The following is a 26,929-nucleotide window of genomic DNA, read 5'->3' as shown; positions in this document are numbered from 1 at the left end:
GGGCGTCAGCCCTGCACGTCGTCGGGGTCGAGGCACTCGTGTCCGTCCTTCGGCAGCGACGACACGGCGTCGGACAGCTCCTGCACGACCGTCGACGTGGTCTTCGTCGAGTCGACCACGACCTGCACCGCCGGTGACCGACCGAACGTCGTGAAGACGACCTGGTCGCCCCGGTCGTCGCGGATCCAGTCGACGCCGCCCTGTGAGAAGCACGGCAGGTCGGACACGGTGGGGACGGCGACACCGCAGTGGTAGATCGCCACCTCGGGGTCGCCCCAGGCAGCGGTCGCCTGCGCGTTCGTGTTCCGCAGGTCGAACTTCGAGTCCACGGTCGCGGGCAACCGGACCTGCACGGCGGCGCACGCCGCTGCGTTGGCCGACGGGGCTGCGGACATCGACACGGCGTTCGTGCACCCGGTCAGCCCGGCGGCGATGGTGATCACGGCCCCCACGATCGCGAGGGTGCGAGGGGTGCGGCGCGCGGTGTCCATCGTCGTCCAGGCTACCGTTCTCGTGTGGATGCGACGGACGACGCCTGGGCCGGACCGACGGTGGGGGAGCTCGGCGAACTCGTCGTCCTCGACCGGATCACGAGTCGCCTGCCCGCAGGGACGCCGATCCTCGGCCCCGGAGACGACTGCGCGGTCGTGGCCGCCCCCGACGGCCGCTTCGTCGTGACGACGGACATGATGGTGCACGGTCCGGACTTCCGGTGGGCGTGGTCGTCGCCGACGGACATCGGCTGGAAGGCGGCCGCCACGAACCTCTCCGACGTCGCCGCGATGGGTGCCGTGCCGAGCGGCCTCGTGATCGCTCTCGCCGCACCGCAGGACACCCCCGTCGCCGTCCTCGAGGGCATCGCCGACGGCTTCCGGCTCGCCGTCGACGCGCTCGCGCCGGGGTGCGGGGTCGTCGGGGGAGACCTCTCCACCTCGGCGACGTTCACGGTGGCCGTCACCGCCTTCGGCGACCTGCTGGGCCGCGCGCCCGTGCTGCGGTCGGGTGCGAGCGTCGGTGACGTGCTCGCGGTGTCCGGCGAGCTCGGACGTGCCGCCCGTGGGCTGTCCCGGCTGTTCCGCGAGGGCGTCGACGGCCGGGGCGAGCCGGACCGTGCCGCGACGGTCGCGAGCGGCGCGGACGTCGACCCCGACGTCGGACGCCAGCGCCGCCCGGTGCCCCCGATCGCCGACGGGCCGCTCGCGGCCGGGGCCGGGGCCACCGCGATGCTGGACCTGTCCGACGGCCTGGCGATCGACGCCGGTCGGCTCGCCCGTGCCAGCCGGGTGACGCTCGAACTCGATGCCGCCACCGACCTCGACGAGGTCGCGCTGCACGGTGGCGAGGACCACGGACTGCTCGCCACGTTCCCGGCCGGCGCGGTCCTGCCCGGGGGCTTCCGGCGCATCGGTGTCGTGCGGGAGCGCGGCGACGCGGACCTGCTGCGCGCCGGTGCCGTCGTGCCGACGACCGGCTGGGACCCCTACGCCGACTGGGACGGCGCCGCCGGCTGACCCGGTTGACCCCGTTGCCTCAGCCGGCGGCGACGGCCTCCCACGCGACGGTCTCGCCGTAGCTGCGCTTGCTGAACGGCGCGAGCCCCGCCGGCCAGGTGGGCTCGGGGGAGCGCTTGCTCCGCTCGACCACGACGACGGCATCCGGCGTCAGCTTCGGCGCCAGGGCCTCGAGCACCTCGGCGAGCTCGTGCTCGGTGACGTCGTAGGGCGGGTCGATGAACACCAGGTCGAAGGTGCGGACGGTCCCGCGCAGGTACCCGAGCACCGGCTGGGGCTGCACGTCGATCCGGACGCCCGGCACCCGCTGCTGCACGGCCTTCGCGTTCGCCCGGCAGGCCTGCGCGGCGGCGGATGCCCGGTCGACCAGGACCACCTCGGCCGCACCGCGGGACGCTGCCTCGAGCCCGAGCGCGCCCGTCCCCGCGTACAGGTCGGCCACCGACGTGGCCTCGACGAGCCCCCGTGCCTCGAGCGACGAGAACAGCGCCTCGCGCACGCGGTCGCTCGTCGGGCGGGTGCCGGACTTCGGCACCCGGAGCGTCAGGGAGCCGGCGGCGCCGGCGATGATGCGGGTCATGCAGCCACCGTATCGGCCCGGCGGGTCCGGTCCGGTGTTCTCCACAGGCCGCTCGGGAGGCGCGGGTGGGGTCGGTCGTGCCCGGTACCGTTGGAGCGTGGTCACCTCCGGAACCCCCGCTGCGCCGGCCGCGCCCGACCTCGGTCCGGCGCCGCTCGACTCGCGGCTCGCGAACGTGCTCGGCGGTCGGACGGCGACCGCGATCGAGAAGGCCTTCGGCTACCGCACGGTGGGGGAGTTCCTCGAGCACGCGCCCCGCCGCTACGCCGAGCGTGGTGCACTGACGGCCCTCGACTCGCTCGCGATCGGCGAACCCGTCACCATCGTGGCCGAGGTCGTCGACGTCCGTGAACGCACCATGCGCGCGCGCCGCGGCTCGATCCTCGAAGCGAAGATCGGCGACGGCAAGGGCCTGCTCACCCTCACGTTCTTCAACCAGGGCTGGCGCACGAAGGACCTCGTCCCCGGCGCCCGGGGCATCTTCTCCGGCAAGGTCAGCGACTACCGGGGTGCCCGGCAGCTCGCCCACCCCGACTACGAGCTGTTCGACCCCGACGACCCCCGCGCCACGGCCGAACCCGGTTCCGACGAAGCGATCCGCTGGTCGCGCCAGCCGATCCCGATCTACCCGGCGACGGCCTCGCTCACGTCGTGGCAGATCGCGAAGTCCATCGGGATCGTCCTCGACACCCTGCCGGACCTGCCCGACCCGGTGCCGGCGTCCGCGCGGTCCCGGCTCGACCTCGTGCCGTTCCGCCGCGCGCTCGAGCTGCTGCACCGCCCCGAGAAGGTCGCGGACTTCAAGCGCGCGCAGGACGCCCTGCGCTACCGCGAGGCGTTCGTGCTGCAGACCGCCCTGGTGCAGCGCCGGATCGCGGCCCGTCGCACCGCGGCCACCCCGCGCGTGGCCGCCCCGGGTGGCATCCTCGAGCGCTTCGACGCCACCCTGCCCTTCACGTTGACGGACGACCAGCGGGCCGTCGGTGCCGACATCGACCAGGACCTCGCCCGCACCTGGCCCATGCACCGGTTGATCCAGGGCGAGGTCGGGTCCGGCAAGACCCTCGTGGCGATCCGGGCGATGCTCACGGTGGCCGAGTCCGGCGGCCAGTCCGCGCTCATCGCCCCGACCGAGGTGCTGGCGGCCCAGCACCTGCGCTCCATCGTGAAGTTCCTCGGGCCGGACCTGGCCGCCGAGCTCCGACCGGTGATCCTGACCGGGTCGCAGTCCACCGACGAGCGTCGCCGGGCCCTGCTCGCCGCGGCGTCGGGCAGCTCACGGCTGGTCGTCGGCACCCACGCGCTCCTGGGGGACCGGGTGGACTTCGCCGAGCTGGGGCTCGTGGTGGTCGACGAGCAGCACCGCTTCGGTGTCGAGCAGCGCGAGGCCCTCCGCACCAAGGGCACGACCCCGCCGCACGTGCTCGTGCTCACCGCGACGCCGATCCCGCGCACCGTCGCGATGACGGTGTTCGGCGACCTCGATGTCTCGACCATCACGGGCATGCCGGCGGGGCGCGCCGGCGTCGAGACCTTCACGGTCCCGCTGGCGGAGCACCCCGGGTGGGAACCCCGGATCTGGTCCCGCATGGCCGAAGAACTGGCCAAGGGTCGCCAGGCGTTCGTCGTCTGCCCGGCGATCGACGACGCCCACACCGAGGACGACGGCGAGCCGGAGCCGGCCGAGGGCGAGGACGACGCCCCGAAGCGTGCCCCGGCGACCGTGCTCGCCACCGCCGAGCGGATGCGCACCATGCCCGTGCTCGACGGGCGCTCGATCGCGGTCCTGCACGGCCGGATGACCGCCGACGAGAAGGACCGCGTGATGACGTCCTTCGCCGCCGGCGACCTCGACGTGGTCGTGGCGACGACCGTGATCGAGGTCGGCGTCGACGTCCCGAACGCGGCGATGATGGCCGTCCTCGACGCCGACCGGTTCGGGGTCTCGCAGCTCCACCAGCTCCGCGGCCGCATCGGTCGTGGGCAGTGGGCCGGGGTCTGCCTGCTGGTCACCTCGGCCGAGCTCGAGACCACCTCGCGCGAGCGCGTCGACGCGGTGGCCGCCTCGGACGACGGGTTCGAGCTCGCCCGGGTCGACCTCGAGCTCCGACGCGAAGGTGACGTCCTGGGCGAACGGCAGTCCGGTGGGCGGTCCTCGCTCAACCTGCTCCGGGTGGTCGAGCACGCCGACCTCATCGTCGACGCGCGCGGAGAAGCGGAGCGCGTGCTCGAACCCGATCCCGAGCTCGAGGGGTCCCCGGCCCTCCGTGACGCCCTCGCCCGGCGCCTCGACGAGTCCGACGCGGCGTTCCTCGGCAAGAACTGACCCCGGAGCACGACGGCACGCGCGGTATCGTCGCTGCCATGGCGCAGATCGCGGTGGTCCCCGGTTCCTTCGACCCCGTCACCCTCGGGCACCTCGACGTCATCGGCCGCGCGGCCGGGCTCTTCGACGAGGTGCACGTCCTCGTGGTGCACAACCCCGACAAGAAGCCGGCGATGTTCGAGGCGGTCGACCGGGTGCGGCTCATCCGCGACTCGCTGGTCGAGGTCGGCGCGCCGGACACGGTCACGGTGGGCGAGTGGACGTCCGGCCTGCTGGTGGACTACTGCCGCCAGGTCGGGGCCAAGGTCCTGGTGAAGGGCGTGCGGTCCGGCGAGGACGTCGCCTACGAGACCCCGATGGCCATCATGAACCGCCACCTGGCCGACGTCGAGACGGTGTTCCTGCTGCCCGAGGCGTCGCGGTCGCACGTGTCGAGCTCGCTGATCCGGCAGGTGTCATCGCTCGGCGGAGACGTCACGCCCTACGTGCCGAAGACGGTCGCCGACGCGCTCGCGGCCCGCTGAGCGCGCCTGCACAGCCCGGCCGGCACGCGCACGGCGCCCACCGCGTCCGGACACGCCTGTCGCCACCTCGACTCTCGGCCCCGATCGCGCTAGGCTTGTCGATCGTGTCTTCCCCCGTGAACAGCCCCTACGCCCTGCGCGTGCGCGACCTCGCGCACCGGCCGGGTGAGATGCGCGAGCACTCGCTCGACATCGAGGTGCCCGACGCGATGGGGGCCGGTCTGATCGGCGTCCGACAGGGAGCCGAACTGCACATCGACGTCAAGCTCGAAGGCCTGCACGAGGGCGTCCTCGTGTCCGGACACGCTTCGGCCGACGCCACGGGGGAGTGCTCGCGCTGCCTCATCGACATCAGCGAACCGATCGAGGTCGATTTCGCCGAGCTGTTCGCGTATGATGCCTCGGAGGATTTCGACTTCTTCGTTCGCGATGACCACGTGGACACCGAACAGGTCGTTCGAGATGCGGTGGTGCTGTCGCTGCCGTTCCAGCCGGTCTGTCGACCGGACTGCCCAGGACTCGACCCGGTGACGGGCGAGCGTCTGGCCGACCTCGGCGAGCAGCCCGCTCGTCAGGTGCTGGATCCCCGCTGGGCAGCGCTCAGCGCGATCGAGCTCGACGACAGCACCGACGGTGACACCACCGCACCGAAGACCACCGAGGGCGAGGAGCGGGCCGAGACCGAGTAGGTCCCGACACCGCCAGCCCCCGTACCGACCACCGACCAACCGAAAGAGATTCACCATGGCCGTTCCCAAGCGCAAGCAGTCCCGTGCGAACACGCACGCCCGTCGTTCGCAGTGGAAGGCCACGCCGATCCAGCTCGTGAAGACGATCGAGAACGGTCAGGTCACCTACAGCCTCCCGCACCGCGCGAAGGTCGTCGAGGACTCGGCCGGCACGCCCCTGTACATGGAGTACAAGGGCCGCAAGGTCGCCGACGTCTGATCGGACCGAACGCATGACGACAACGTCCGGCGCTGCGGGGTCTCGCCCCGCGGGGCCGGACGTCGTTCGTCTGCAGGGCATCCTCGGGGCCGACATCGACCTCGAGTTGCTCCAGCTCGCCCTGACGCACCGCTCCTACGCCTACGAGCACGGGGGCATCAAGCACAACGAGCGCCTCGAGTTCCTCGGGGACTCGATCCTCGGCCAGGCCGTGACCGTGAAGCTCTACCGGTCCTTCCCCGACCTCGACGAGGGTGACCTCGCCAAGCGTCGGGCGAGCCTGGTGTCGACCGTGGCGCTGGCCGAGATCGCCCGGATGATCGGGCTCGGCCGCTACCTGCGCCTCGGCAAGGGCGAGGAACAGACCGGTGGGCGCGACAAGTCGTCGATCCTGGCCGACACGGTCGAAGCCGTCATCGGCGCGACGTACCTGTCGGCCGGTCCCGACCCGGCCACCGAGCTCGTCCTCCGCCTGGTCGAACCGCTCATGATCGACCCGGACCGCTTCGGCGCCGCGATGGACCCGAAGACGAGCCTGCAGGAGCTCGCCTCGAGTCGTTCGCTCGGCAACCCGGCGTACCGCGTCACCGAGACCGGCCCGGACCACGACAAGACCTTCATGGCGACGGTCGTCCTGCAGGGCGAGGACATCGCCACCGGCACCGGGTCGAGCAAGAAGGCCGCCGAGATGGCCGCAGCGCTCGACGCCTGGACCCGGCTGTCCGGCCGAGCGGCCTGACCGCGTGCCCGAACTCCCCGAGGTCGAGGTCGTCCGCGCCGGCCTCGAACCCGCCGTCAGCGGCGCGCGGGTCCTGCACGTCGACGTGGTCGACGACCGTGCCCTCACCCGGCACGACGGCCCCGCCGAGGACTTCGCCGACCGACTGACCGGTCGCACGATCGCCGCTGCCGTCCGCCGGGGCAAGTTCCTCTGGATGCCGCTGCAGCCCGAGCACGACGGGGACCGCCCCGAGGCACTCGTCGCCCACCTCGGCATGAGCGGGCAGATCCTGCTCGGCCGTGGTCGACCGGCGGCCAAGCACCGTCGGATCCTCATCGACGTACAGCCCTCGGGCACCGACCGCGCAGGTGCGGCGGAGCCCCCGGTGGAACTCGAGTTCGTCGACCAGCGCACGTTCGGCTCGATGGCGATCGACGCGATGGTGCCGACGATCGACGGTGCTCCAGCCGGGTTCAGCGGGCAGGTCGACGCGATCGACCCCGATGCCGTGTGGCGTCGGTGGGTGCCCGGGCAGGTGTCGCACATCGCCCGTGACCCGCTCGACCCCGCTTTCGACGACGACCGGTTCACCGCGATGGCACGGAAGCGGTCGAGCGGCATCAAGCGGGTGCTGCTCGACCAGGGCGTCGTGAGCGGCATCGGCAACATCTACGCCGACGAGTCGCTCTGGGCCGCGAAGCTGCACTACGGCCGCGCCGCCGACCGCCTCACCCGTGCCGACCTGCGTCGGCTGCTCGACGAGGTCCGCGCCATCCTGCGCCGGGCGCTCGAGGACGGCGGCACGAGCTTCGATGCCCAGTACGTCAACGTCAACGGGCAGTCCGGGTACTTCTCGCAGCGTCTGAACGTCTACGGGCAGCAGGGGAAGCCGTGTCCCCGCTGCGGCACGACGATCGTGCGCGAGGCCTTCATGAACCGGTCGAGCCACATCTGCCCCGTGTGCCAACCCCGTCCCCGCGCCCGCACGCGTTAGCCTGACGCCAACCAGAGCATCCGGAGACCGCATGTACTTGAAGAGCCTGACCATCAAGGGGTTCAAGTCCTTCGCGCAGCCGACGACGTTCGCGTTCGAGCCGGGCGTGACGTGCATCGTCGGTCCGAACGGCTCCGGCAAGTCGAACGTGGTGGACGCCCTGGCCTGGGTGATGGGGGAGCAGGGGGCGAAGACCCTGCGCGGCGGCAAGATGGAGGACGTCATCTTCGCCGGCACCTCGACCCGCGGTCCGCTCGGTCGTGCCCAGGTGCTGCTGACCATCGACAACAGCGACGGCCTGCTGCCGATCGAGTACTCCGAGGTGACGATCGCGCGCACGCTGTTCCGCAACGGCGGCAGCGAGTACGCCATCAACGGCGAGAACTGCCGGCTGCTCGACGTGCAGGAGCTGCTGAGCGACACCGGCCTCGGCCGTGAGATGCACGTGATCGTCGGGCAGGGGCAGCTCGACAAGGTGCTGCACGCCACCCCGGAGGACCGCCGCGGCTTCATCGAGGAGGCCGCGGGGATCCTGAAGCACCGCCGTCGCAAGGAGAAGACCCTCCGCAAGCTCGACGCGATGCAGACGAACCTGACCCGCCTGTCCGACCTGGCCGGTGAGATCCGGCGGCAGCTGAAGCCCCTCGGGCGGCAGGCCGAGGTGGCACGCAAGGCCCAGTCGGTGGCCGCGGTCTTCCGCGACGCCAAGGCCCGCATCCTCGCCGACGACGTGGTGCGCCTGCGCCGTGAGCTGCACGACCACCAGGAGGTCGAGGCGGGCCGCAAGTCCGAGCGCATCGTCCTGACCGAGCGGCTCGACCAGACCCGGGTGCGCCAGCAGCACGTCGAGCAGAGCATGGTCGGGGACGACGTCGACCGCGCCCGCACCGTCGTGCACCGGCTCGAGAGCGTGCAGGAGCGCCTCCGCGGCCTGTCGAGCCTGGCGAACCAGCGCCTGATGTTCCTCGCGCAGCAGGCCGACGCACCGCAGCAGGGCCCGACCGTCACCCAGGAGCAGGTCGCCGGGGTCCGAGCCGAGGCCGACCGCCTCGCCGCCCGCGCCGACGAGATGCAGGGCGGTTCGGCGACGACCGCCCGCGCGGTGCGGGACGCCCGCGCCTCGCTGGACGCCCTGGACGAGCGCATCGCCGCCCAGGCTGCCCGTGTCTCGCAGCACGACCTCGAGGCGCAGCGGCTCGCCAGCGCCGTCGACGTCGCCCGGTCGAAGCGCGGTTCCGCCGTCGCCGACCGCGAGCGGCGGGAGCGGGCTCTGGCCGAGGCGGGGGAGCGTGCCGAGCGTGCCGCGGCGGCCCTCGCCGAACTCGGTGTCGACCCGTCCGAGGGGGTCGACGAGACCGCGCTCGCGCAGACACTCGAGCAGGCGCGCGCCGAGCTCGAACGGGCCCAGACCGCGCGCGACGAGCAGCGCGACCGGCTCCACGCCCTCGAACGCGAGCGGGACGCCCTCGACGCGCGGGTCACCGCGCTCGGCATGTCGATCGAGGTCCGCGACGGTTCGCAGGCACTGATCGACGCCGGTCGCGCGGGCATCGTCGGTCGCCTGGCCGACAGCCTGACGGTGTCGCCCGGGTTCGAGGCCGCGATCGCCACCGCGCTCGAGGGACTCGCCGACGCCGTCCTCGCCGACGACCGCGGTGCGGCGCTCGACGCCGTCGACCACGCCCGCGCTGCCGACCTCGGCCGGATCGACGTCGTCGTCGCGGACGCCGCGTCCGTCCCAGCGGCCCTGCCCGAGACCCTGCCGGCCGGCGTCCGCCGTGCCACGGACCTGGTGCAGGGACCGCTGGCGCTCGCGTCGATCCTGCGGGACACGCTGGTCGCGGAGACCGACGACCTCGACCTGGAGGCCGTGCTCACGGCCGCCCCGCACGCCACGGTGGTCACGCGGTCCGGCGACCTCGTCCGTGCGGTCCGCGTGACCGGCGGCGGGGAGCGCGTGACCTCGCGCATCGAGCTCGTCGCGGAGCGCGACGACGCCGTGACGCGACGCGACGCGATCGCGACCGACGCCGAGGACGCGGCCACGGGCCTCCAGGCCGCGCGCAGCGCCGTCGAGGACGCACGCCGCCGTGCGGACGAGGCCGATGCAGCCTCCCGCGCCTACACGCGGGCGAAGGCCGAGTACGACCGCACGAGTGCGTCGACGCGTGCGAAGGCGGAGAACGCCGCGGCCGAGGTCGAGCGGCTGCGTGCCGCGCTGGCCGAGACCGACGGCGCCGTCGAGACCGCCGAGGCGGTGCTGGCCGAGGCCGAGTCGGCGCACCGTGCCTTCACCGACCAGGAGCGCCCCGTGGTCGACGCGTCCGAGCGTCCCGCGCTGCAGGACGCGCTCGAGGCCGCACGTGCCGCCGAGGTCGAGCAGCGGATCCAGGTGGAGACCGTGCGCGAGCGTGTGCGCGCCGAACGGAACCGCGCCGACCAGCTCGACCGCCAGCTCGAGGCCGAGCGCGCCGCCGCCGAGGAGGCCGCGCGGCTCGCCGTCATCCGCCGTGGTCAGATCCGGACCGCCGAAGCCGTCCTCGCCGACCTGCCCGGGGTGCTCGGAGCGGTCGACCGCTCGCTGGCCGAAGCGCGGGTGCAGCTGGCGACGGAGGAAGCCGAGCGGTCGAAGCGCAACACCGAGCTGCAGACGATTCGCAACGAGGAGCGCGAGCTCCGGGACCGCCTGCAGACCATCACCGACGGCGTGCACTCGCTCGAGATGGAGATCTACGAGAAGAAGCTGCACGTGTCCGGCGTCCTCGACCGGGCGCAGAGCGAGCTCGGGCTGTCCGAGGCCGTGCTGGTGGCCGAGTACGGGCCGCACGTGCCGGTGCCCGTCGACGTGCTCGTGGACCCGCGGGTGCGCGCGCGGAAGCACCGCGAGGCGGAGCGCGCGGCTGCGGCCGCCGCCACCGAGGCCGCGGGCGTGACCGAGCCGGAGGAAGCAGCGGCAGAAGCGGGTGCCGACACCGACGACGTGGCCCTCGTCGACGCGGAGTCCACCCTGCCCGGCGGCCCGGCGCTGCCCGAGTTCGACACGACCGACGAGATCGACCCCGCCGACGTCGAGACCGTGCCCTACGTCCGTGCCGAACAGGAGCGCCGGCTCAAGGCCGCGGAGCGCGACCTCGGACAGCTCGGCAAGGTGAACCCGCTCGCGCTCGAGGAGTTCCAGGCGCTCGAGCAGCGGCACGCGTTCCTCGCCGAGCAGCTCGAGGACCTGCAGAAGACCCGGACGGACCTGCTGACGATCATCGACGAGCTCGACACGAAGATGCAGACGATCTTCGAGTCCGCGTTCAACGACACGAAGGAAGCGTTCGACGTCATCTTCCCGATCCTGTTCCCGGGCGGCTCGGGGTCCATCAACCTGACCGACCCGACCGACCTGCTCGGCACCGGGATCGACGTGCAGGTGAAGCCCGCCGGCAAGAAGATCGACCGCCTGACCCTGCTGTCCGGCGGCGAGCGGTCCCTGGCGGCGGTGGCGCTCCTCGTCGCGATCTTCACCGCGCGGCCGTCGCCGTTCTACATCATGGACGAGGTCGAGGCGGCACTCGACGACGCCAACCTGGGCCGCCTGCTGACCGTGTTCGAGCGTCTGCGCGAGTCGTCGCAGCTCATCGTCATCACGCACCAGAAGCGGACGATGGAGATCGCCGACGCCCTGTACGGGGTGTCGATGCGGCAGGACGGCGTCTCGGCGGTCGTCGGGCAGCGGTTGCAGAAGCGCGAGCCGGCGGACGCGGTCGCCTAGGTGTCCTGGTCGCGACCGGACGGCAGACGGGAGGGGGGGGGGGGGCCGGGCCCCCCCGGCCGTCCCGGGCCGACGGGGGCGTCCGTGGTGGCACTTGCCCACCAGGACCCCCCGATTCCGCTTTCCAGTCCAGCTGCGATGGGAAGGAACGTGCGTCGCGACCGCCTGGAGGCCCGGCGCCCGCCCGCCGGACCGGCACCGGGCCTCCAGGCGGTCGCGTCAGCACCCCGCGCTGACGGTGGCCGCGGCCTCTCGCGCTGGGCGACACCTCACGGGCGGCGCAGCCCGTGAGGTGTCGCCCACCCCGAAACGTGGCCGGTACGGCGAAGGGCCCCGCACCTGACGGTGCGGGGCCCTTCGTGTGGTGTCAGCGGAACTCAGACGCCGAAGTACAGCTCGTACTCGAACGGGTGCGGGCGCTGGGCCAGCGGGAGGATCTCGTTCTCGCGCTTGTAGTCGATCCAGGTCTGGATGAGGTCCTCGGTGAAGACGTTGCCCTTCGTGAGGAACTCGTGGTCCGCCTCGAGCGCGTCGAGCGCCTCGTCGAGGGAGCCGGGGACCTGGGGGATGCCCTTCGCCTCTTCCGGCGGGAGCTCGTAGAGGTCCTTGTCGACCGGCTCGTGCGGCTCGATGCGGTTCTGGATGCCGTCGAGGCCCGCCATCAGCTGCGCGGCGAAGGCCAGGTACGGGTTGCCGGAGGCGTCGGGCGCGCGGAACTCGATGCGCTTGGCCTTCGGGTTGGTGCCCGTGATCGGGATGCGGATCGCCGCCGAGCGGTTGCCGGCCGAGTAGACCAGGTTGACCGGCGCCTCGAAGCCCTTGACCAGTCGGTGGTACGAGTTGATCGACGGGTTGGTGAAGGCGAGCAGCGCCGAGGCGTGCTTCAGGATGCCGCCGATGTACCAGCGGGCGAGGTCCGACAGCCCGCCGTAGCCGTTCTCGTCGTAGAAGAGCGGCTTGCCGTCCGACCAGAGCGACTGGTGGGTGTGCATGCCCGAGCCGTTGTCGCCGAAGAGCGGCTTCGGCATGAACGTGGCGACCTTGCCCCACTGGTCAGCGGTGTTCTTGACGATGTACTTGAACTTCAGGATGTCGTCCGCGGCGTGGACCATCGTGTCGAACTTGTAGTTGATCTCCTGCTGGCCGCCCGTGCCCACCTCGTGGTGCGAGCGCTCGAGCTCGAAGCCGGCGTCGATCAGCTTGAGGGTGATGTCGTCGCGCAGGTCGGCGGTCTTGTCGACCGGCGACACGGGGAAGTAGCCGCCCTTGTACGGGGTCTTGTTGGCGAGGTTGCCGCCCTCTTCGTCGCGACCGGTGTTCCAGGCGCCCTCTTCGGAGTCGACCGCGTAGAAGGACTCGTTCTGCGTGACCGAGTAGCGGACGTCGTCGAAGATGTAGAACTCGGCCTCGGGGGCGAAGAACGCGGTGTCCGCGATGCCCGTCGACGCGAGGTACTTCTCAGCCTTCTTCGCCACCTGGCGCGGGTCACGGCCGTAGATCTCGCCGTTCCGCGGGTTGTAGATGTCGAAGATCATGATGAGCGTGCGCTCGGCGCGGAACTGGTCGACGTACGCCGTGGTCACATCGGGGATCAGCTGCATGTCGGACTCGTGGATCGACGCGAACCCACGGATCGAGGAGCCGTCGAACAGCTGGCCGACCGAGAAGAAGTCCTCGTCGACGGTGGATGCCGGGATGTTGAAGTGCTGCTGCACACCGGGCAGGTCCGTGAAGCGGATGTCGAGGAACTTGACGTCGGTGTCCTTGATGAAGGCCAGGACCTCGGAGGAATCGCTGAACATGGGGCCGATCTCCAATGGGTTGGGTGATGTCGGAGGCACCGGTCAAGGCACCTCCGACGAGGCTATTGACACGGGGTTTCCCGGACATGACTGGTTTGTTTCGGGCGTGTTACGCCCGGGCCGTCGCCTACGCTGGGGACCATGGCCCGCAGCACTCCCAGTCCGTCCGCGCCCTCCGAGCACCCGGACGGGTGGCCGGGCAAGGACCTCGGTCTGCCGGAGTCCGGCCCCCGGAGTGTCGGGCGGATCGGCCGGCGGGTCGTGGCGCTGCTGATCGACGGCGCGCTGGCCGACCTGGTCGCCTACGTCACCGGCGTGTGGTCGCCGGTGAACGGTTCGGGCGACATCGCGCACTCCTGGGTGCAGATCGCCATCTTCGCCGTGCTGCAGATCCTGTTCATCTGCCTGTTGTCCGGGTCGTTCGGTCACATCTGCGTCGGACTGCGGGTCGTCCCGATGCGCGGGGGCTACGTGGGGGTGTGGCGGCCGATCCTCCGGACGGTGCTGCTCTGCCTGGTGGTCCCGGCGCTCATCATCGACCGCGACAGTCGGGGTGCGCACGACCGCATCGCCGGGACGGTGCTCGTCCGGCGCTGAGCCGGGCTGCGTGGTGCGAGGTTCCGTACTCGGTGCCCGCCTGCGCTTCCCGCACCGAGTACGGAACCTCGCACCGTGCAAGACCGGCTTCGAGCGAGGCACGCACCCCGCACGCACCCGGCACGCACGAGAACGCCCCCGACCAGGTGGTCGGGGGCGTCCTCGTGTCGTGTGTGGGGCTTCGGTCAGCGCGGCCGTCCGGCACGGGCCCGCATCGGGTCCATGCCCTTCGGGATCGAGGCCGCGGGGCTCTGCGTCAGCGAGTCGAGACGGTTCGCGACCGCCAGGACCTCGTTGCGGTTGAGCGACTTCTTGAGCTTGTTCATGGCGCGGGGCAGCTTGTGCAGCGTCAGGCTCTCACCGGTACCGTCACCCACGTGCAGCACGTGCACGGCGACGTTCGGGACGATGCGCTGGACCTTGCGGCGCTCCTCGTCGACCTGGCGGTTGAGGTTGCCACGCTGGCCCTCGGTGATCAGGACGACACCCGGGCGACCCACGGCGCGGTAGACCGCTGCCTGCGAGCGACCGTGCACCGCGACCGGCATCTCGCTCGAGCGCCACTGGCGACGGAGCGAGTTCGACAGCACGGCACCGACGGCGCCGGGCTGGCCTTCGATCTGCGAGTACGCGGCACGTTCGGCCAGACGACCGAGCACGATGAGGAAGAGCAGCACACCGAGCAGCACACCGGCGACGATCCACAGGACGATCGCGAGCCAGTTCTGCCCCGGCAGGAGCAGCGCCAGCAGGACACCGAGGACGACCGGACCGACGAAGGCGAGGGCGAACCACCAGACCGACGACGGGTCGGCCTTTCGGGTCATCTGGAAGACCTGGAACATCTGCTTGAGACGCCCCGGCTCCTTCGCCTTCTTGTCTGTGGAAGAGCTGCGTGCCATGCGAACAGGATACGGCCTCCGTGCGCCGGGGGAGACCGTCGCGTGTCCGGCTGTGCGCGAACACGTCTTGTCCACAGATGGTGCGGGAGAGCCTGGAGGCCCGCCGCGCCACCGCCACGCTGCTCGCCATGGAGACGAGCACCGACCACCACCCGGATCGCTGGATCGCGACCGGCAACGAGCGCGACGAGCACGAGGAACACGACGGGCACGCCGGGCACGACGGGCACGACGGGCACGACGAGCACGACGTGCTCACGTGGGTCGCCGACCGCTCCGCAGCCGCCGAGCGCCACCTCGTCCCGGTGTCCGCGGTCGGTCGGACGCCGACTGGGCGTCTCGTGGTCGACCTCGACCGGCCCACGGGTACGCCGCTCGCGCCGGCGCTCGACCGGCTCGGCACCCCGACGACCGGGGTCGCGGTGACCCTGACGGTCCCGCTCCTGGAGCTCCTGGTGGCCGTGCACGACGGCGCGGTCCTGCTCGGTACCGCCGGCATCGACGACGTGCTGGTGGACGACTCCGGTGCGGTCGTCCTCTGCGACCGCCCGACGAACGCGGCGAGCCCGACCAACCCGACTGACGCGACGACCCCGACGCGCACCGCGCACCCGGCGGACGCGACCCGGACCCTCGTGCTCGCAGCCCGGAGCGTGTGGGACCGCGTTGACCCGGCCGACCCCGCCCAGGCCCAGGTGCTCGGCGCGCTGCAGGACGCCCTCGACGGTGACGGGCCGAGCGCACGAGCAGCACTCGACGTCGTCCGTGCCGCCGCAGCGCCCCGCCCGTTCCGGTGGACCCCCGTGCCGAGCGACCTCGTGTTCGGCGAACCGCCGACACCGGATGGGCAGGACGGACTGCTCGATCGTCTGCGGGACGTGGTCGAGCACGGCGTCCCACTCGGAGCCGGACGACGACTCCCGCTCCGCCGTGTCCTCGTGGGGCTCGTCGTCACCGTCGGGTCGGCGGTCGCCGCGCTGACCCTGCTCGGCGGCGGGTGACGCCGAACCCGACCGGGAACGGGAACGGCCCCGGCTCCCACGAGGGGAACCGGGGCCGTCGGCCGTGCTGCTGGTGATCAGTACCCGAGGTTCGGGGCGAAGTTGCCCTCTTCGAGACGGTTCTTCACCGCGACGAGGTACCGCGAGGCGTCCGCACCGTCGATGATCCGGTGGTCGTACGACAGCGCCAGGTAGACGAACGAGCGGATGGCGATGGCCTCCTGGCCGTCGACCTTCACGACCGCCGGGCGCTTCGTGACGATGCCGGTGCCGAGGATCGCCGACTGCGGCAGGAACACCACGGGGGTGTCGAACAGCGCGCCACGCGAACCGGTGTTGGTCAGCGTGAACGTGCCGCCTGCGAGCTCGTCGGGCTTCAGCTGGTTGTTCCGGGTGCGCTCGGCGAGGTCCGCGATGGACTTCGAGAACTGCGCCAGGTCCAGCGAGGCCGCGTCCTTGATGACCGGGGTCAGCAGCCCGCGCTCGGTGTCCACCGCGATCGAGACGTTCTCGGTCTCCGGGTAGACGATCTCGTCACCCTCGACCGTGGAGTTGATCTTCGGGTGGGCCTTCAGCGCCTCGGACGCCGCGAGGGCGAAGAACGGCATGAAGGAGAGCTTCGAGCCGGTCTTCTCGAGGAACTCCGCCTTGTGGGCATCGCGGAACTGCGCCACCTTCGTGACGTCGACCTCGACGACGCTCGTGAGCTGTGCGGTCGAGGTCATCGACTGCACGGCACGCTCGGCGACGACCTTGCGCAGGCGGGTCATCTTCTCGCGGGTTCCGCGCAGCGGCGAGACCTCGGCGACGAACGGGCCGGAAGCGGCGGCGGGTGCTGCTGCAGCCGAGGCGGCCGGGGCCTTCGCGGCGGCGGCGAGGACGTCCTCCTTGCGGATGCGCCCCCCGACACCGGAGCCCGTGACCGTGGACAGGTCGACGCCCTGCTCGTTGGCGAGCTTGCGCACCAGCGGGGTGACGTAGCCGGAGGCTGCGCCGTCCTGCGTGGGGTTCGGCACCGCGGCGGCGGCCGTGGCGCTCGGCGCGGACGCCGGAGCCGGTGCGGCTGCCGGAGCGGCCTGGGCCGGCACGGCTGCCGGCGGTGCGGCTGCGGGCGGCGGGACCGGAGCGGCGGCCGGGACCGGCGCTGCTGCGGGCGGGGCGGACGGTGCCTGCGGGGCGGCGGGCTGCGTCTGACCGGCGGGGGCGGGCTCGGGCTCGGTGGGCTCGGGGGCGGGGGTCTCGGCCTCCTGCTCCGTGCTCGGAGCACCTTCGGGCTCCTCGGCGTCGGCAGCGGCGGCGTTCGCGTCGTCGGCGCCGGAGTCGGACGAGTCCGAACCGCCGTCGGACGAGCTGGAGCCGTCACCGATCTTCACGAGGGCGGTGCCGACCTCGACGGTCTCGTCCTCTTGGACCAGGATCTCCTCGACGACGCCGGCGATCGGCGACGGGATCTCGGTGTCGACCTTGTCGGTCGAGACCTCGAGCAGCGGCTCGTCGACCTCGACCCGGTCACCGACGTTCTTCAGCCATCGGGTCACCGTGCCCTCGGTGACGCTCTCGCCGAGCGCCGGGAGGTTGACGGATTCGCTCATCGGGTGGACTCCTCTTCGCGGGGGATTGCAGTGGTTGTTGGTGTCATTGTCACAGTGCGCTGACCGGTGCCGGTCACAGCGCGTGCAGCGGCTTGCCCGCGAGGTGCAGGAACGCCTCGCCGAGGGCTTCGTTCTGGGTCGGGTGACCGTGCACCAGGGGAGCGATGTCCTCCGGGTAGGCCTCCCAGTTCACGGCGAGCTGGGCTTCGCCGATGAGCTCGCCGACGCGGGCACCGATCATGCTGACCCCGACGACGGGGCCGTCCACGACGCGCACGACCTTGACGGAGCCGGAGGTCCCGATGATGTGGCTCTTGCCGTTGCCGGCCAGGTTGTACTCGTACGAGTCGACCTTGTCGGCGCCGTACTGCTCTTCGGCCTTGGCCTGCGAGAGCCCGACCGACGCGACCTCGGGGTCGGAGTAGGTGATCTTCGGGATGTTCTTGTCCTCGATGACCACCGGGTTGAGGCCGGCGATCTCCTCGGCGACGAAGATGCCCTGCTGGAAGCCGCGGTGCGCGAGCTGGAGGCCGGGGACGATGTCGCCGACGGCGTAGACGTTCGGGATGTTCGTGGCGAGACGCTCGTTCGTGGTGACGAACCCGCGGTCCATCGCCACGCCGACCTCGTCGTAGCCGACGTTCTGCGTGACGGGGCCACGGCCGACGGCGACGAGCAGGACGTCACCGTCGAAGGTCTTGCCGTCCTCCAGCGTGACGACGACGCCGTTCTCGTGCTGCTCGACGCCCTGGAACCGGACACCGAGCGAGAACTCGATGCCGCGCTTGCGGAACGCACGCTCGAGCTGCTTCGACATCGACTCGTCCTCGGCGGGGACCAGGTGCGGCAGTCCCTCGACGATGGTGACCTCGGCGCCGAAGGACTTCCAGACGCTGGCGAACTCGACGCCGATGACGCCACCGCCCAGGATGACGACCTTGTTCGGGACGTAGTCCATGCGGAGTGCGGTCTCGGAGGTGATCACGCGACCGCCGATCTCGAGCCCTGGAAGGGACTTCGAGTAGGAGCCGGTCGCGAGCACGATGTTCTTGCCGGTGACGGTCTGGTCGCCGACCTGCACGGTGTTCTGCGAGGTCAGACGTCCCCAGCCCTCGACCACGGTGATGCCGCGGGCCTTGATCAGGCCCTGCAGGCCCTTGTACTTGGAGTTGATGACGCCCTGCTGGTAGTCGATCACCTTGGGCACGTCGACACCGGCGAACTCCGCGATCACGCCGTACTTCTCGGCGTCCCGCGTGCCGTCGGCGATCTCGGCGGCGTGCAGCAGCGCCTTGGTCGGGATGCAGCCGCGGTGCAGGCACGTCCCTCCGAGCTTGTCGCCCTCGATGAGCGCGACGCTCATGCCGAGTTCGGCGGCCCGGAGCGCAGCGGCGTACCCACCACTCCCGCCACCGAGGACAACGACGTCGTAAGTCTGTTCCGTCACCTGGTGCAACTCCCTCGTGCGTGTCGGGCCGATCGGGCCCTACGTGGACACCGCGGAGGGCGGCGTCCGACGGTCGGACCGCGTGGTTCCGGTCCCGTCCCGTGCAGTACCGGTGGGAGGCGCGTCGGTGCGCCGTTCCCACCGGTACCAAACCTACTACTCGGACTGGAGGTCTTCTGCGAGAGCGATGAGCGTCCGGACCATCACGCCCGTCGCACCCTTGCCCAACCAGGCGTACCCGCCGCCCTTGTTCTCCGACGGACCCGCGATGTCGAGGTGCGCCCAGGGGACACCCTCGCCGGCGAAGCGCTCGAGGAACTTGCCCGCGAGCAGCATGCCGCCGGCCGGGTTGCCGACCGTGGCGTTGACGATGTCGGCGACGTCGCTGGACAGCCGGGCCTCGAGCTCCTCGGGCAGCGGCATCGGCCAGATCGGCTCCGAGACGCCCTCGGCGACGGCACGGACCTTCGCGACGAGGTCGTCGCTGCCCATCAGGCCGGTGGTGCGGTCGCCGAGCGCGACGACCTGGGCGCCGGTCAGCGTGGCGACGTCGACGAGCGCGTCGGGCTGCTCGAGCGACGCGGCGGCCATCCCGTCGCCCAGCACCAGGCGGCCCTCGGCGTCGGTGTTCGTGACCTCGACCGTGGTGCCGTTCTTCAGCGTCAGGACGTCGCCCGGGCGGGTCGCGGTGCCGGAGGGCATGTTCTCGGCGAGGGCGAGCCACGCGGTCACGCGCACGTTCAGCCCCAGGCGGGCGGCGGCGACGGTCGCGGCGAGCACCGTGGCGGCACCGGTCATGTCGGTCTTCATGCCGAGCATGGACGCCGCGGGCTTGAGCGAGAGGCCGCCCGAGTCGAAGGTGATGCCCTTGCCCACGAGGGCGAGGTGCTTCGTGGCGGACTCCGGCGCGTACCGGACGACGACCAGGCGCGGGGGACGCGCCGAACCGCGGCCGACACCGAGGATGCCGCCGAAGCCCTGCTCCTCGAGCGCCTGCTCGTCGAGGACCTCGACGGTGAGCGGCAGGTCCGAGGCGAACCCGGTCGCGACGTCGGCGACGTCCTGCGGCCCGAGGTCGCCCGCGGCGGTGTTCACGAGGTCGCGCACGAGCGACGCGGCGTCGGCGACGATCGCGGGGCGCACGGCGGCGTCGGCTGCGACGTCGGCGGGCGCGACGACCTCGATGCGCTGGTCACCGCGGGCCGGGGCCTTGGTGCCGGTGCCCTTGTGCCGGGTGAAGGTGTACGCGCCGAGCGCAGCGCCCTCGAGGGCGGCGTCGACGAGCTCGGCAGAGTCGGTGGGCAGGGCGAGCGTGATCGAGTCGACGCGGGGGAGCTGTCGCACGGCACTGCCGGCGGCCGCGCGGATCGCCGCGGCACCCGTGGCGGAGCCGAGCCCGATCAGCGCGACCGACTTCGCACCGACGCCGGTGGCGGGCAGGCGGACGAGCTGGTCCTTCGCGCCGGTCACCCCGATCGCGGCGAGGTCGAGGCCGGCGAGGGCGTCGAGCGTGCCCAGGGCGGTGGGAGCGAGCACGGCGGTGCTGTCGGCCTCGCCGGACGAGCCCGGGCGGACCCCGACGACGAGCACGTCGGCGGTGGTGGTCTCGGGGGATGAACTGGTGGTGGAGAGCGTCGGTCGGACCATGCTCCAACCCTACCGAGGGCCTGTTCGCTGTCGGCGTGGTCGTCGCGCACCGGGGACGTCGGAGGCCCCGCCTAGCATGGGGACGGTGAACCACCCCGAGGAGCTCTACACGTTCGACGCGGACGCCCCGACCGTGCCAGCAGGGTTGCACCTGATCGCCGGGCTGACCGGTTTCGCCGATGCCGGATCGGCCGTCGCGCAGGTGACGAACTCGATCCTCGAGGACCTCGACACCGAACTCGTCGCCGAGTTCGACCCCGACGTGCTGCTCGACTGGCGGGCCCGTCGGCCGGTCATCACCTTCGAGCACGACCACATCAGCGCCGTCGAGCCGCCCCGTCTGGCCCTGCACCTGGTGCGCGACGAGATCGGCCAGCCGTTCCTGTTCCTGTCGGGCTACGAGCCGGACTTCCAGTGGAACCGCTTCGTCCGGGCCGTCACCGGGCTCGCCGCCGACCTGCAGGTGGCCGACACCACGTGGGTGCAGTCCATCCCGATGCCGGTCCCGCACACCCGTCCGATCAGCCTCACCGTCTCCGGCACCCGGGCCGACCTCGTCGAGCAGATGAGCGTCTGGAAGCCCGAGACCCAGGCGCCGGCGAACGTCCTGCACCTGGTCGAGCACCGCCTCGCCGAGACGGGCGCGCAGGTCACGGGGCTCGTGCTGCTCGTGCCCCACTACCTGTCCGACACCGAGTTCCCCGACGCCGCCGTCGCGGCGCTGTCCGGCATCGCCGCCGCAACCGGGCTCATCTTCCCGACCGACGCCCTGCGCGAGTCGGGTCGCGAGTTCCTGACCCGCGTCGAGGAGCAGGTGGCCGGCAACCCCGAGCTCCAGCGCCTGGTCTCCGTGCTCGAGGAGCGGCACGACACGTACATGGAGGGCAACCCCGTTGCGTCGCCGCTGACCGGCGTCGACGGCGAGGTGCCGACGGCGGACGCGATCGCGGCCGAGCTCGAGCGCTTCCTGGCCGACCGGCGCACCCAGGGCGACGCGACCGACTGACCGTCGCGGGATCCGGACGTCCCGACAGGACGGTCTGGAGGCCCGTGGCGGCCCCGCACCGCGCCTCCAGGCCGTCCTCTGGTCGCCCGCACGACGTGACGCACCTCGACGACGCTCGTCGCGTATCGACGCGGGGACGCGTCGGTAGCCTGGTCCGGTGAACTCCCGTCGTGCCTTCCTGATCTGGGGCGTCGCGGTCCTCGCGTACGTCCTCGCCGTGGTGCAGCGGTCCTCGCTCGGGGTCTCCGGTGTCGATGCGCAAGACCGGTTCGCCGTCTCCGCCGCCGTCCTGTCCACCCTCGCCGTCGTGCAGATCGCCGTCTACGCGGGGCTGCAGATCCCGGTGGGGATCGCCCTCGACCGCGTCGGCCCCCGCCGGCTGGTGCTCCTCGGCGCCGCGCTGCTGGTCGTCGGACAGGCGATCGTCGCCGTGTCCCCGTCGATCGGACCGGCCATCGCGGGGCGGGTGCTCGTCGGCGCCGGTGACGCGATGACCTTCATCTCGGTGATCCGCCTGGTGCCGATGTGGTTCAGCGGCCGGATCCTGCCGCAGATCTCGCAGTGGACCGGCAACCTCGGGCAGATCGGCCAGATCCTGTCGGCGTTCCCGTTCGCGGTGCTCCTGCACACGGTGGGCTGGACCCCGGCGTTCGGCGTCGCGGCCGCGGCCAGTGCCGTCGGTCTCGTGCTCGCCGCGGTTTTCGTGCGGAACGGTCCCGTGCCGGTGCGGACGGACACGATCCCGCTGCCGCACTCGTGGGGTGCCGCGTTCAGCACGTTCGGGCACGCGCTCCGCCGCCCGGGCACGCAGCTCGGGTTCTGGTCGCACTACGTCACGCAGTCGTCGGGCACGGTGTTCTCGCTGCTGTGGGGTGTCCCGATGCTCCGGGGGCTCGGGTACTCCCCGGGTGAGGCGGCGGGGTTCCTCACGATCATCGTGGTCGTCGGGTTCGTCGCCGGCCCGGTGCTCGGCGTGCTCTGCGCGCGGTTCCCGATGCGCCGGTCCAACCTGGTGCTCGGCGTGGTCGTCCTGCTCGCGGTGCTCTGGACGGCGATCCTGCTCTGGCCCGGGCACCCGCCGACGTGGTTGCTCGTGCTGCTCGTCGTCGCGATGGGGATCGGTGGGCCCGGTTCCCTGATCGGCTTCGACTTCGCCCGGACCTTCAACCCGGTCGGCTCGCTCGGCTCGGCGAACGGCGTGGTGAACGTCGGCGGGTTCCTGGCGGCCTTCGTGATGATGTACCTGATCGGCGTTGTGCTCGACGCGGCGGCGCGGGCCACCGGCACCACGGTGTTCGCCTGGGAGAACTTCCGGATCGCCCTCACGGTGCAGTACGTCGTGGTCGGTTTCGGCGTCGGGATGCTCCTGCACTCCCGCCGTCGGACCCGCCGCGTGCTGCACTCGGAAGAGGGAATACGGGTCGGGCCACTCTGGGTTGCACTCGTTGCACGCCTGCGGAAGCGGCACGTGCAATAATGATCACGGACCCGTTCGGGACCCCTGTCTGTCGGAGCACTTCGGTGCGCCGGTGAACTCGGGGGACTTGACATGGGTCCTAGTGCTGCCCGGAACGGTAGGACTCGTACGACGCGGGGGACTGCGGCGCGGGACCTGGGCGGCGAGGGAGGCCACGACCCCACGAACGTGGCACGACGAGAGAGGTGATCGCATGGCTGCCCGGAGCACGACGATCGATCCCACGAAGGACACCGAGCCCGAGGGCGCTGTGGCAGAGGACGCCACGGACACCGAGGGCACCGCAGCGCCGAAGAAGCGCGCCACGAAGGCCCCCGCCAAGAAGGCGCCCGCCAAGAAGGCGGCGCCCAAGGCGAAGAAGACCGACGCCGTCGACGAGGCGATCGCCTCAGACGAGCCCGTCGAGGAGCCGACCGACGAGGCCGACGACACCGACGACAAGACGGCCAAGCCGGACGCCGCTGCCGCGGTCGCCGCCGGTGCGCTCGTCATCTCGCAGACCGACGACGACGAGGCGCCGGTCTACTCGACGACCATCACGGGTGCCACCGCCGACCCGGTGAAGGACTACCTGAAGCAGATCGGCAAGGTCGCCCTGCTCAACGCCGAGCAGGAGGTCGAGCTCGCGATGCGCATCGAGGCCGGCCTGTTCGCCGAGGACAAGTTGCAGCACGCGACCGGGCTCTCGAAGCCCGCCGAGCGCGAACTGCGCTGGGTCGCCCGTGACGGTCAGCGTGCGAAGTCGCACCTGCTCGGTGCGAACCTCCGCCTGGTCGTCTCGCTCGCGAAGCGCTACACCGGTCGCGGCATGCAGTTCCTGGACCTCATCCAGGAGGGCAACCTGGGCCTGATCCGTGCGGTCGAGAAGTTCGACTACACCAAGGGCTTCAAGTTCTCGACCTACGCGACGTGGTGGATCCGTCAGGCCATCACCCGTGCCATGGCCGACCAGGCCCGCACGATCCGCATCCCGGTGCACATGGTCGAGGTCATCAACAAGCTCGCCCGCGTGCAGCGGCAGATGCTGCAGGACCTCGGTCGCGAACCCACTCCGGAAGAGCTCGCCCGCGAGCTCGACATGACCCCGGAGAAGGTCGTCGAGGTCCAGAAGTACGGCCGCGAGCCGATCTCGCTGCACACGCCCCTGGGCGAGGACGGCGACTCGGAGTTCGGTGACCTCATCGAGGACACCGAGGCGGTCGTGCCGGCTGACGCGGTGGGCTTCACGATGCTGCAGAAGCAGCTCGAGAGCCTGCTCGACTCCCTGTCCGAGCGCGAGGCGGGTGTCATCCGCATGCGCTTCGGCCTCGGTGACGGCCAGCCGAAGACCCTCGACCAGATCGGTGACACGTTCGGCGTGACGCGTGAGCGCATCCGTCAGATCGAGTCCAAGACGATGGCGAAGCTCCGCCACCCGTCGCGGTCGCAGTCGCTGCGCGACTACCTCGAGTAAGCCGGCATGCGCTTCTTGATCCCGATCCTGATCGGGCGGATCCTCCGTGCCCTTGCCCGTGCGAGGGGCGGCGGGTCCGCCTACCCCGGGTACATCGTCCTGAAGCTCGTGCCGGACTTCCTGCAGCACGTGACGAAGCAGTTCCCGAACGGCGTCGTCTTCGTGCTCGGCTCGAACGGCAAGTCGACGACGACGCACATGATCTCCGACATCGTCCGCGCACACGGGCTGCGGGTCTTCACGAACCCGTCCGGCGCGAACCTGCCGCAGGGCATCGCGTCGGCCCTGCTGTCCGAGGTCTCGCTGACCGGCCGGCTCAAGGCCGACATCGGCATCCTCGAGGTCGACGAGGCCTTCGCGGTCGAGCTCGCCGGCATCCTGTCGCCCTCGACGGTGACCATGCTCAACGTGCAGGTCGACCAGCTGTACCGGTTCTTCGAGACCGAGCGCGTGGCGACGATGATGCTCGACACCGCCGCGCTGTCGACGGCGAACGTCATCACGAACCACGACGACCAGTTCCTCGACGGCTACTCCGGCGCCCCCGGGCAGCGCGTCCTGCGGTTCGGTGCGAGCGACGAGGTCATCGCCGCAGCACCGAACGGTCTGCAGAACGCCGATTCGTTCGATGCCGGTGACCGTGCCCAGCACACCGCCGACGCCGAGGTCGTGGCCCACACGGGCGACGGCGCGACGATCCGTTTCGACGGCGCCGAGATCCCGGTCCGGCTGCCCGCCCGCGGCCTGCACTACGCGGTCGACGCCGCTGCGGCCACCGCGACGGCGAGTGCGGCCCTCGGTGCGCAGTTCCGTGCCGACGCCGTGACCAAGGCCTTCGGCACGATGAAGCCGGCGTACGGCCGGGGCGAGCGACTCCCCATCGCGGGTGAGTCCGCCGAGTTCACGATGTTCAAGAACGCCGCGAGCCTGCAGCTGAACCTCGACGCCCTGCCGGACCAGCCCGAGCAGGTCCTCATGGCGATCGACGAGGGCACGCCCGACATCTCCTGGATCTACGACATCGACTTCTCGAAGCTCGACCACGTGGACGTCGTCTCCGGTGACAAGGCGTGGCAGATCGCGATCGCGCTCGAGCACGCCGGTGTCCGCATCGGCCGGGTCGAGCCCGACGTCGAAGCAGCCATCAAGCACATGGAGCAGCTCGGCTCGACGACCCGCGGGACGAAGAACTTCATCGTCAACTACGAGATCATGATGATCGCCCGCAAGGCCCTGGGCCACCCGGACATGGAGAAGACCGCATGACGGCCGACCGGCTGACCATCCTGCACGTCTACCCCCGGCAGATGGGCGTCTCGGGCGACCGTGGCAATGTCGCGGCCCTGGTCCTCCGTGCGGCCGCTGCGGGCATCGAGACACAGGTCGTCGAGTACGCGCCCGGTGACGAGCTCCCGACCACGGCGGACGTCGTCGTGATCGGCAACGGACCGCTCAGCGCGATGCGGTCCCTGGGCGACGACGTCACGCGCATCGGCGGCGCGCTCCGTGCGTTCGCGACCGACGGTGTACCGGTCATCGCGGTCGGCGGTGGCTTCGACCTGGCGACGAACGAGGTCGTGCCGACCGAGGGTGCGCCGGTCGCCGGGTTCGGCGTGTTCGACGCCCGGGCCGTCCGCGGTGCCGAGCGCCGCGTGAACTACTTCGTGCTCGAGACCCGGTACCCGTTGCTCACCGGAGCACCGAAGCGTCTCGCCGGCTTCGAGGACCATGCCACCACGATCGAGCTCGCGGCCGGGGTCAGCCCGTTCGCCGACGTCGTGTCCGGTGGTGGCAACCAGGCGGGAGCCCCGGTCGAGGGTGCGATCGTCGGCACGTCGTTCGGCACGCACACGCAGGGCCCGATCCTGCCGCTCAACCCGCAGCTGACCGACGGCGTCCTCGCTGCGGCCACCGCACGGCTGGGCCGGGAGTACGCGCCGGACGCGGAGCAGACGGCGACCATCGACCACTACGCACGTGAAGCGCGTGCCACGGTCGACCGTTACGTCGACAAGGCGTTCAAGCGCATCGCCTGATGCACGAAGCAGAAGGCCGGGTCCCGAGGGGGCCCGGCCTTCTGCATGCGCACGGATGGCAACAGTTGCCAAGAGCGTCCACTCGGATTCAACATCTGAAATGTTGAAGGCCGACAAAGGAGGCTCCATGCACCACAACAAACTCGTCCTCGCCCTGGTCGGTGGACTCATCGTGACCCTGTTCACTGCCGGCACGGTCGCCCAGACGGCTCCGGCTGAGGCTGCGACGACGCGGATCAGCTCCGCGTGCAGTTCGGTCCCGACGACCACGACGGAGTTCGACGGCGTCCCGGGGACGATCTTCTACAAGCGGCTGCAGTGCATGGCCAGCAGGGCCGGGTACTCGGGTGACATCGATGGTCGTATGACTTCGCCCGCTTGGTTCTTCGTCGCGAAGCGCCTCGCGGTCGGCGGGTACTACCAGTCAGGGAACTTCTACGGAACTGAGCACCCCCTGACCATCGCAGCGCTGCAGCGGTGGGCGGCCGCCCATGACCGGTACAGCGGCCCCATCGACGGCATCTGGGGCCCGAACAGCTACCGCGGGGTGGCCTGGTCACTGAACCGCGAGTTCTGAACCGGGCTGCAGACAGACAGGAGGCGCG

23 protein-coding genes are annotated in these 26,929 nt (G+C 71.3%); 16 read left to right on the top strand and 7 right to left on the bottom strand.

The window, feature by feature from the left end:
• Positions 1–5: 5 nt before the first annotated feature.
• Positions 6–491 carry a DUF3515 family protein gene (locus tag ABRP24_RS14050; protein WP_071244872.1) on the bottom strand — a complete coding sequence of 162 codons (486 nt, stop codon included), beginning with the start codon at positions 489–491 and terminating at the stop codon, positions 6–8.
• 24 nt (positions 492–515) lie between these two features.
• Here ABRP24_RS14050 and thiL point away from each other — a divergent pair, with 24 nt between their 5' ends.
• Complete coding sequence (gene thiL, locus ABRP24_RS14045; protein ID WP_349848842.1) at positions 516–1,511, top strand: thiamine-phosphate kinase; 996 nt, start codon at positions 516–518, stop codon at positions 1,509–1,511.
• Positions 1,512–1,530: 19 nt separating this feature from the next.
• Here thiL and ABRP24_RS14040 read toward each other — a convergent pair whose 3' ends face one another.
• Complete coding sequence (locus tag ABRP24_RS14040; RefSeq protein ID WP_027465899.1) at positions 1,531–2,091, bottom strand: RsmD family RNA methyltransferase; 561 nt, start codon at positions 2,089–2,091, stop codon at positions 1,531–1,533.
• 97 nt (positions 2,092–2,188) lie between these two features.
• On the opposite strand from ABRP24_RS14040, the gene ABRP24_RS14035 reads away from it, so the two are divergent.
• From ABRP24_RS14035 to ABRP24_RS14005, 7 genes are all read left to right on the top strand, one after another.
• A complete protein-coding gene (locus tag ABRP24_RS14035) occupies positions 2,189–4,417 on the top strand; it encodes an ATP-dependent DNA helicase RecG (protein WP_349848839.1) in 2,229 nt (742 codons plus the stop codon).
• 38 nt (positions 4,418–4,455) lie between these two features.
• Positions 4,456–4,941, top strand: coding sequence for a pantetheine-phosphate adenylyltransferase (gene coaD / locus ABRP24_RS14030; protein ID WP_349848837.1), 486 nt, complete (start codon positions 4,456–4,458; stop codon positions 4,939–4,941).
• A gap of 116 nt (positions 4,942–5,057) precedes the next feature.
• A complete protein-coding gene (locus ABRP24_RS14025) occupies positions 5,058–5,630 on the top strand; it encodes a DUF177 domain-containing protein (RefSeq protein WP_071405664.1) in 573 nt (190 codons plus the stop codon).
• Between the two features lie 55 nt (positions 5,631–5,685).
• On the top strand, positions 5,686–5,889 hold the full coding sequence (gene rpmF / locus ABRP24_RS14020; protein WP_017888273.1) for a 50S ribosomal protein L32: 204 nt from the start codon (positions 5,686–5,688) through the stop codon (positions 5,887–5,889).
• Positions 5,890–5,902: 13 nt separating this feature from the next.
• Positions 5,903–6,628, top strand: coding sequence for a ribonuclease III (rnc, locus tag ABRP24_RS14015; RefSeq protein ID WP_173034235.1), 726 nt, complete (start codon positions 5,903–5,905; stop codon positions 6,626–6,628).
• Between the two features lie 4 nt (positions 6,629–6,632).
• On the top strand, positions 6,633–7,604 hold the full coding sequence (gene mutM, locus ABRP24_RS14010; protein ID WP_349848834.1) for a bifunctional DNA-formamidopyrimidine glycosylase/DNA-(apurinic or apyrimidinic site) lyase: 972 nt from the start codon (positions 6,633–6,635) through the stop codon (positions 7,602–7,604).
• A gap of 31 nt (positions 7,605–7,635) precedes the next feature.
• The gene (locus ABRP24_RS14005) at positions 7,636–11,364 is read left to right on the top strand and encodes an AAA family ATPase (protein WP_349848832.1); all 3,729 of its coding nucleotides are present in this window, start codon (positions 7,636–7,638) and stop codon (positions 11,362–11,364) included.
• Between the two features lie 377 nt (positions 11,365–11,741).
• On the opposite strand, the gene glnA is transcribed toward ABRP24_RS14005, so the two are convergent.
• Positions 11,742–13,166, bottom strand: coding sequence for a type I glutamate--ammonia ligase (glnA, locus tag ABRP24_RS14000; RefSeq protein ID WP_027465453.1), 1,425 nt, complete (start codon positions 13,164–13,166; stop codon positions 11,742–11,744).
• A 141-nt stretch (positions 13,167–13,307) separates the two neighbouring features.
• On the opposite strand from glnA, the gene ABRP24_RS13995 reads away from it, so the two are divergent.
• On the top strand, positions 13,308–13,763 hold the full coding sequence (locus ABRP24_RS13995) for an RDD family protein (protein ID WP_027465454.1): 456 nt from the start codon (positions 13,308–13,310) through the stop codon (positions 13,761–13,763).
• 185 nt (positions 13,764–13,948) lie between these two features.
• Here ABRP24_RS13995 and ABRP24_RS13990 read toward each other — a convergent pair whose 3' ends face one another.
• Positions 13,949–14,665, bottom strand: coding sequence for a DUF4191 domain-containing protein (locus ABRP24_RS13990; RefSeq protein ID WP_027465455.1), 717 nt, complete (start codon positions 14,663–14,665; stop codon positions 13,949–13,951).
• Positions 14,666–14,742: 77 nt separating this feature from the next.
• Between ABRP24_RS13990 and ABRP24_RS13985 the strand changes: the two genes are divergently transcribed.
• Complete coding sequence (locus ABRP24_RS13985; RefSeq protein WP_349850064.1) at positions 14,743–15,666, top strand: hypothetical protein; 924 nt, start codon at positions 14,743–14,745, stop codon at positions 15,664–15,666.
• A gap of 77 nt (positions 15,667–15,743) precedes the next feature.
• On the opposite strand, the gene sucB is transcribed toward ABRP24_RS13985, so the two are convergent.
• From sucB to ABRP24_RS13970, 3 genes are all read right to left on the bottom strand, one after another.
• Positions 15,744–17,258 (bottom strand): 2-oxoglutarate dehydrogenase, E2 component, dihydrolipoamide succinyltransferase, encoded by a 1,515-nt coding sequence (gene sucB, locus ABRP24_RS13980; protein WP_349850062.1) that lies wholly within the window; start codon positions 17,256–17,258, stop codon positions 15,744–15,746.
• A gap of 73 nt (positions 17,259–17,331) precedes the next feature.
• The gene (gene lpdA / locus ABRP24_RS13975; protein ID WP_027465458.1) at positions 17,332–18,705 is read right to left on the bottom strand and encodes a dihydrolipoyl dehydrogenase; all 1,374 of its coding nucleotides are present in this window, start codon (positions 18,703–18,705) and stop codon (positions 17,332–17,334) included.
• A 156-nt stretch (positions 18,706–18,861) separates the two neighbouring features.
• A complete protein-coding gene (locus ABRP24_RS13970; RefSeq protein WP_349850060.1) occupies positions 18,862–20,352 on the bottom strand; it encodes a leucyl aminopeptidase in 1,491 nt (496 codons plus the stop codon).
• A 76-nt stretch (positions 20,353–20,428) separates the two neighbouring features.
• Between ABRP24_RS13970 and ABRP24_RS13965 the strand changes: the two genes are divergently transcribed.
• The 6 genes from ABRP24_RS13965 to ABRP24_RS13940 all read left to right on the top strand — a co-directional run bounded on the left by ABRP24_RS13965 (position 20,429) and on the right by ABRP24_RS13940 (position 26,901).
• Positions 20,429–21,358, top strand: a complete 930-nt coding sequence (locus tag ABRP24_RS13965) for a proteasome assembly chaperone family protein (protein ID WP_027465460.1) — start codon at positions 20,429–20,431, stop codon at positions 21,356–21,358.
• Positions 21,359–21,515: 157 nt separating this feature from the next.
• Positions 21,516–22,835 (top strand): nitrate/nitrite transporter, encoded by a 1,320-nt coding sequence (locus ABRP24_RS13960; RefSeq protein ID WP_027465461.1) that lies wholly within the window; start codon positions 21,516–21,518, stop codon positions 22,833–22,835.
• A 193-nt stretch (positions 22,836–23,028) separates the two neighbouring features.
• Entirely contained in the window at positions 23,029–24,288 is a 1,260-nt protein-coding gene (locus ABRP24_RS13955) for an RNA polymerase sigma factor (protein WP_027465462.1), read from the top strand.
• A gap of 6 nt (positions 24,289–24,294) precedes the next feature.
• Complete coding sequence (locus tag ABRP24_RS13950; protein ID WP_232749517.1) at positions 24,295–25,554, top strand: MurT ligase domain-containing protein; 1,260 nt, start codon at positions 24,295–24,297, stop codon at positions 25,552–25,554.
• Positions 25,551–26,324 carry a type 1 glutamine amidotransferase gene (locus ABRP24_RS13945; RefSeq protein WP_301630407.1) on the top strand — a complete coding sequence of 258 codons (774 nt, stop codon included), beginning with the start codon at positions 25,551–25,553 and terminating at the stop codon, positions 26,322–26,324. Before ABRP24_RS13950 ends, ABRP24_RS13945 begins: the two co-directional genes overlap by 4 nt.
• 127 nt (positions 26,325–26,451) lie before the next feature.
• Positions 26,452–26,901: a hypothetical protein gene (locus ABRP24_RS13940; RefSeq protein ID WP_349850056.1), complete on the top strand. Its 450-nt coding sequence runs from the start codon at positions 26,452–26,454 to the stop codon at positions 26,899–26,901.
• The last annotated feature ends 28 nt before the right edge of the window (positions 26,902–26,929 follow it).

The sequence above is a fragment of the Curtobacterium sp. WHRI 8282 genome (assembly GCF_040223925.2).
GTDB lineage: Bacteria > Actinomycetota > Actinomycetes > Actinomycetales > Microbacteriaceae > Curtobacterium > Curtobacterium flaccumfaciens.
Note: the sequence above shows the minus strand (reverse complement) of the source record. Positions and strands in the feature narration are given on the sequence as shown.

Excerpts from the sequence above, each read along its gene's own strand:
- ABRP24_RS14005 (WP_349848832.1), top strand. The coding sequence starts at position 7,636 with ATGTACTTGAAGAGCCTGACCATCAAGGGGTTCAAGTCCTTCGCGCAG.
- ABRP24_RS13990 (WP_027465455.1), bottom strand. The coding sequence starts at position 14,665 with ATGGCACGCAGCTCTTCCACAGACAAGAAGGCGAAGGAGCCGGGGCGT.
- ABRP24_RS13970 (WP_349850060.1), bottom strand. The coding sequence starts at position 20,352 with ATGGTCCGACCGACGCTCTCCACCACCAGTTCATCCCCCGAGACCACC.
- ABRP24_RS14040 (WP_027465899.1), bottom strand. The coding sequence starts at position 2,091 with ATGACCCGCATCATCGCCGGCGCCGCCGGCTCCCTGACGCTCCGGGTG.
- ABRP24_RS13945 (WP_301630407.1), top strand. The coding sequence starts at position 25,551 with ATGACGGCCGACCGGCTGACCATCCTGCACGTCTACCCCCGGCAGATG.
- ABRP24_RS13965 (WP_027465460.1), top strand. The coding sequence starts at position 20,429 with ATGGGGACGGTGAACCACCCCGAGGAGCTCTACACGTTCGACGCGGAC.
- ABRP24_RS13940 (WP_349850056.1), top strand. The coding sequence starts at position 26,452 with ATGCACCACAACAAACTCGTCCTCGCCCTGGTCGGTGGACTCATCGTG.
- ABRP24_RS13955 (WP_027465462.1), top strand. The coding sequence starts at position 23,029 with ATGGCTGCCCGGAGCACGACGATCGATCCCACGAAGGACACCGAGCCC.
- sucB (WP_349850062.1), bottom strand. The coding sequence starts at position 17,258 with ATGAGCGAATCCGTCAACCTCCCGGCGCTCGGCGAGAGCGTCACCGAG.
- rpmF (WP_017888273.1), top strand. The coding sequence starts at position 5,686 with ATGGCCGTTCCCAAGCGCAAGCAGTCCCGTGCGAACACGCACGCCCGT.
- glnA (WP_027465453.1), bottom strand. The coding sequence starts at position 13,166 with ATGTTCAGCGATTCCTCCGAGGTCCTGGCCTTCATCAAGGACACCGAC.
- coaD (WP_349848837.1), top strand. The coding sequence starts at position 4,456 with ATGGCGCAGATCGCGGTGGTCCCCGGTTCCTTCGACCCCGTCACCCTC.
- ABRP24_RS13985 (WP_349850064.1), top strand. The coding sequence starts at position 14,743 with ATGGTGCGGGAGAGCCTGGAGGCCCGCCGCGCCACCGCCACGCTGCTC.
- ABRP24_RS13950 (WP_232749517.1), top strand. The coding sequence starts at position 24,295 with ATGCGCTTCTTGATCCCGATCCTGATCGGGCGGATCCTCCGTGCCCTT.
- rnc (WP_173034235.1), top strand. The coding sequence starts at position 5,903 with ATGACGACAACGTCCGGCGCTGCGGGGTCTCGCCCCGCGGGGCCGGAC.
- ABRP24_RS14050 (WP_071244872.1), bottom strand. The coding sequence starts at position 491 with ATGGACACCGCGCGCCGCACCCCTCGCACCCTCGCGATCGTGGGGGCC.
- ABRP24_RS13995 (WP_027465454.1), top strand. The coding sequence starts at position 13,308 with ATGGCCCGCAGCACTCCCAGTCCGTCCGCGCCCTCCGAGCACCCGGAC.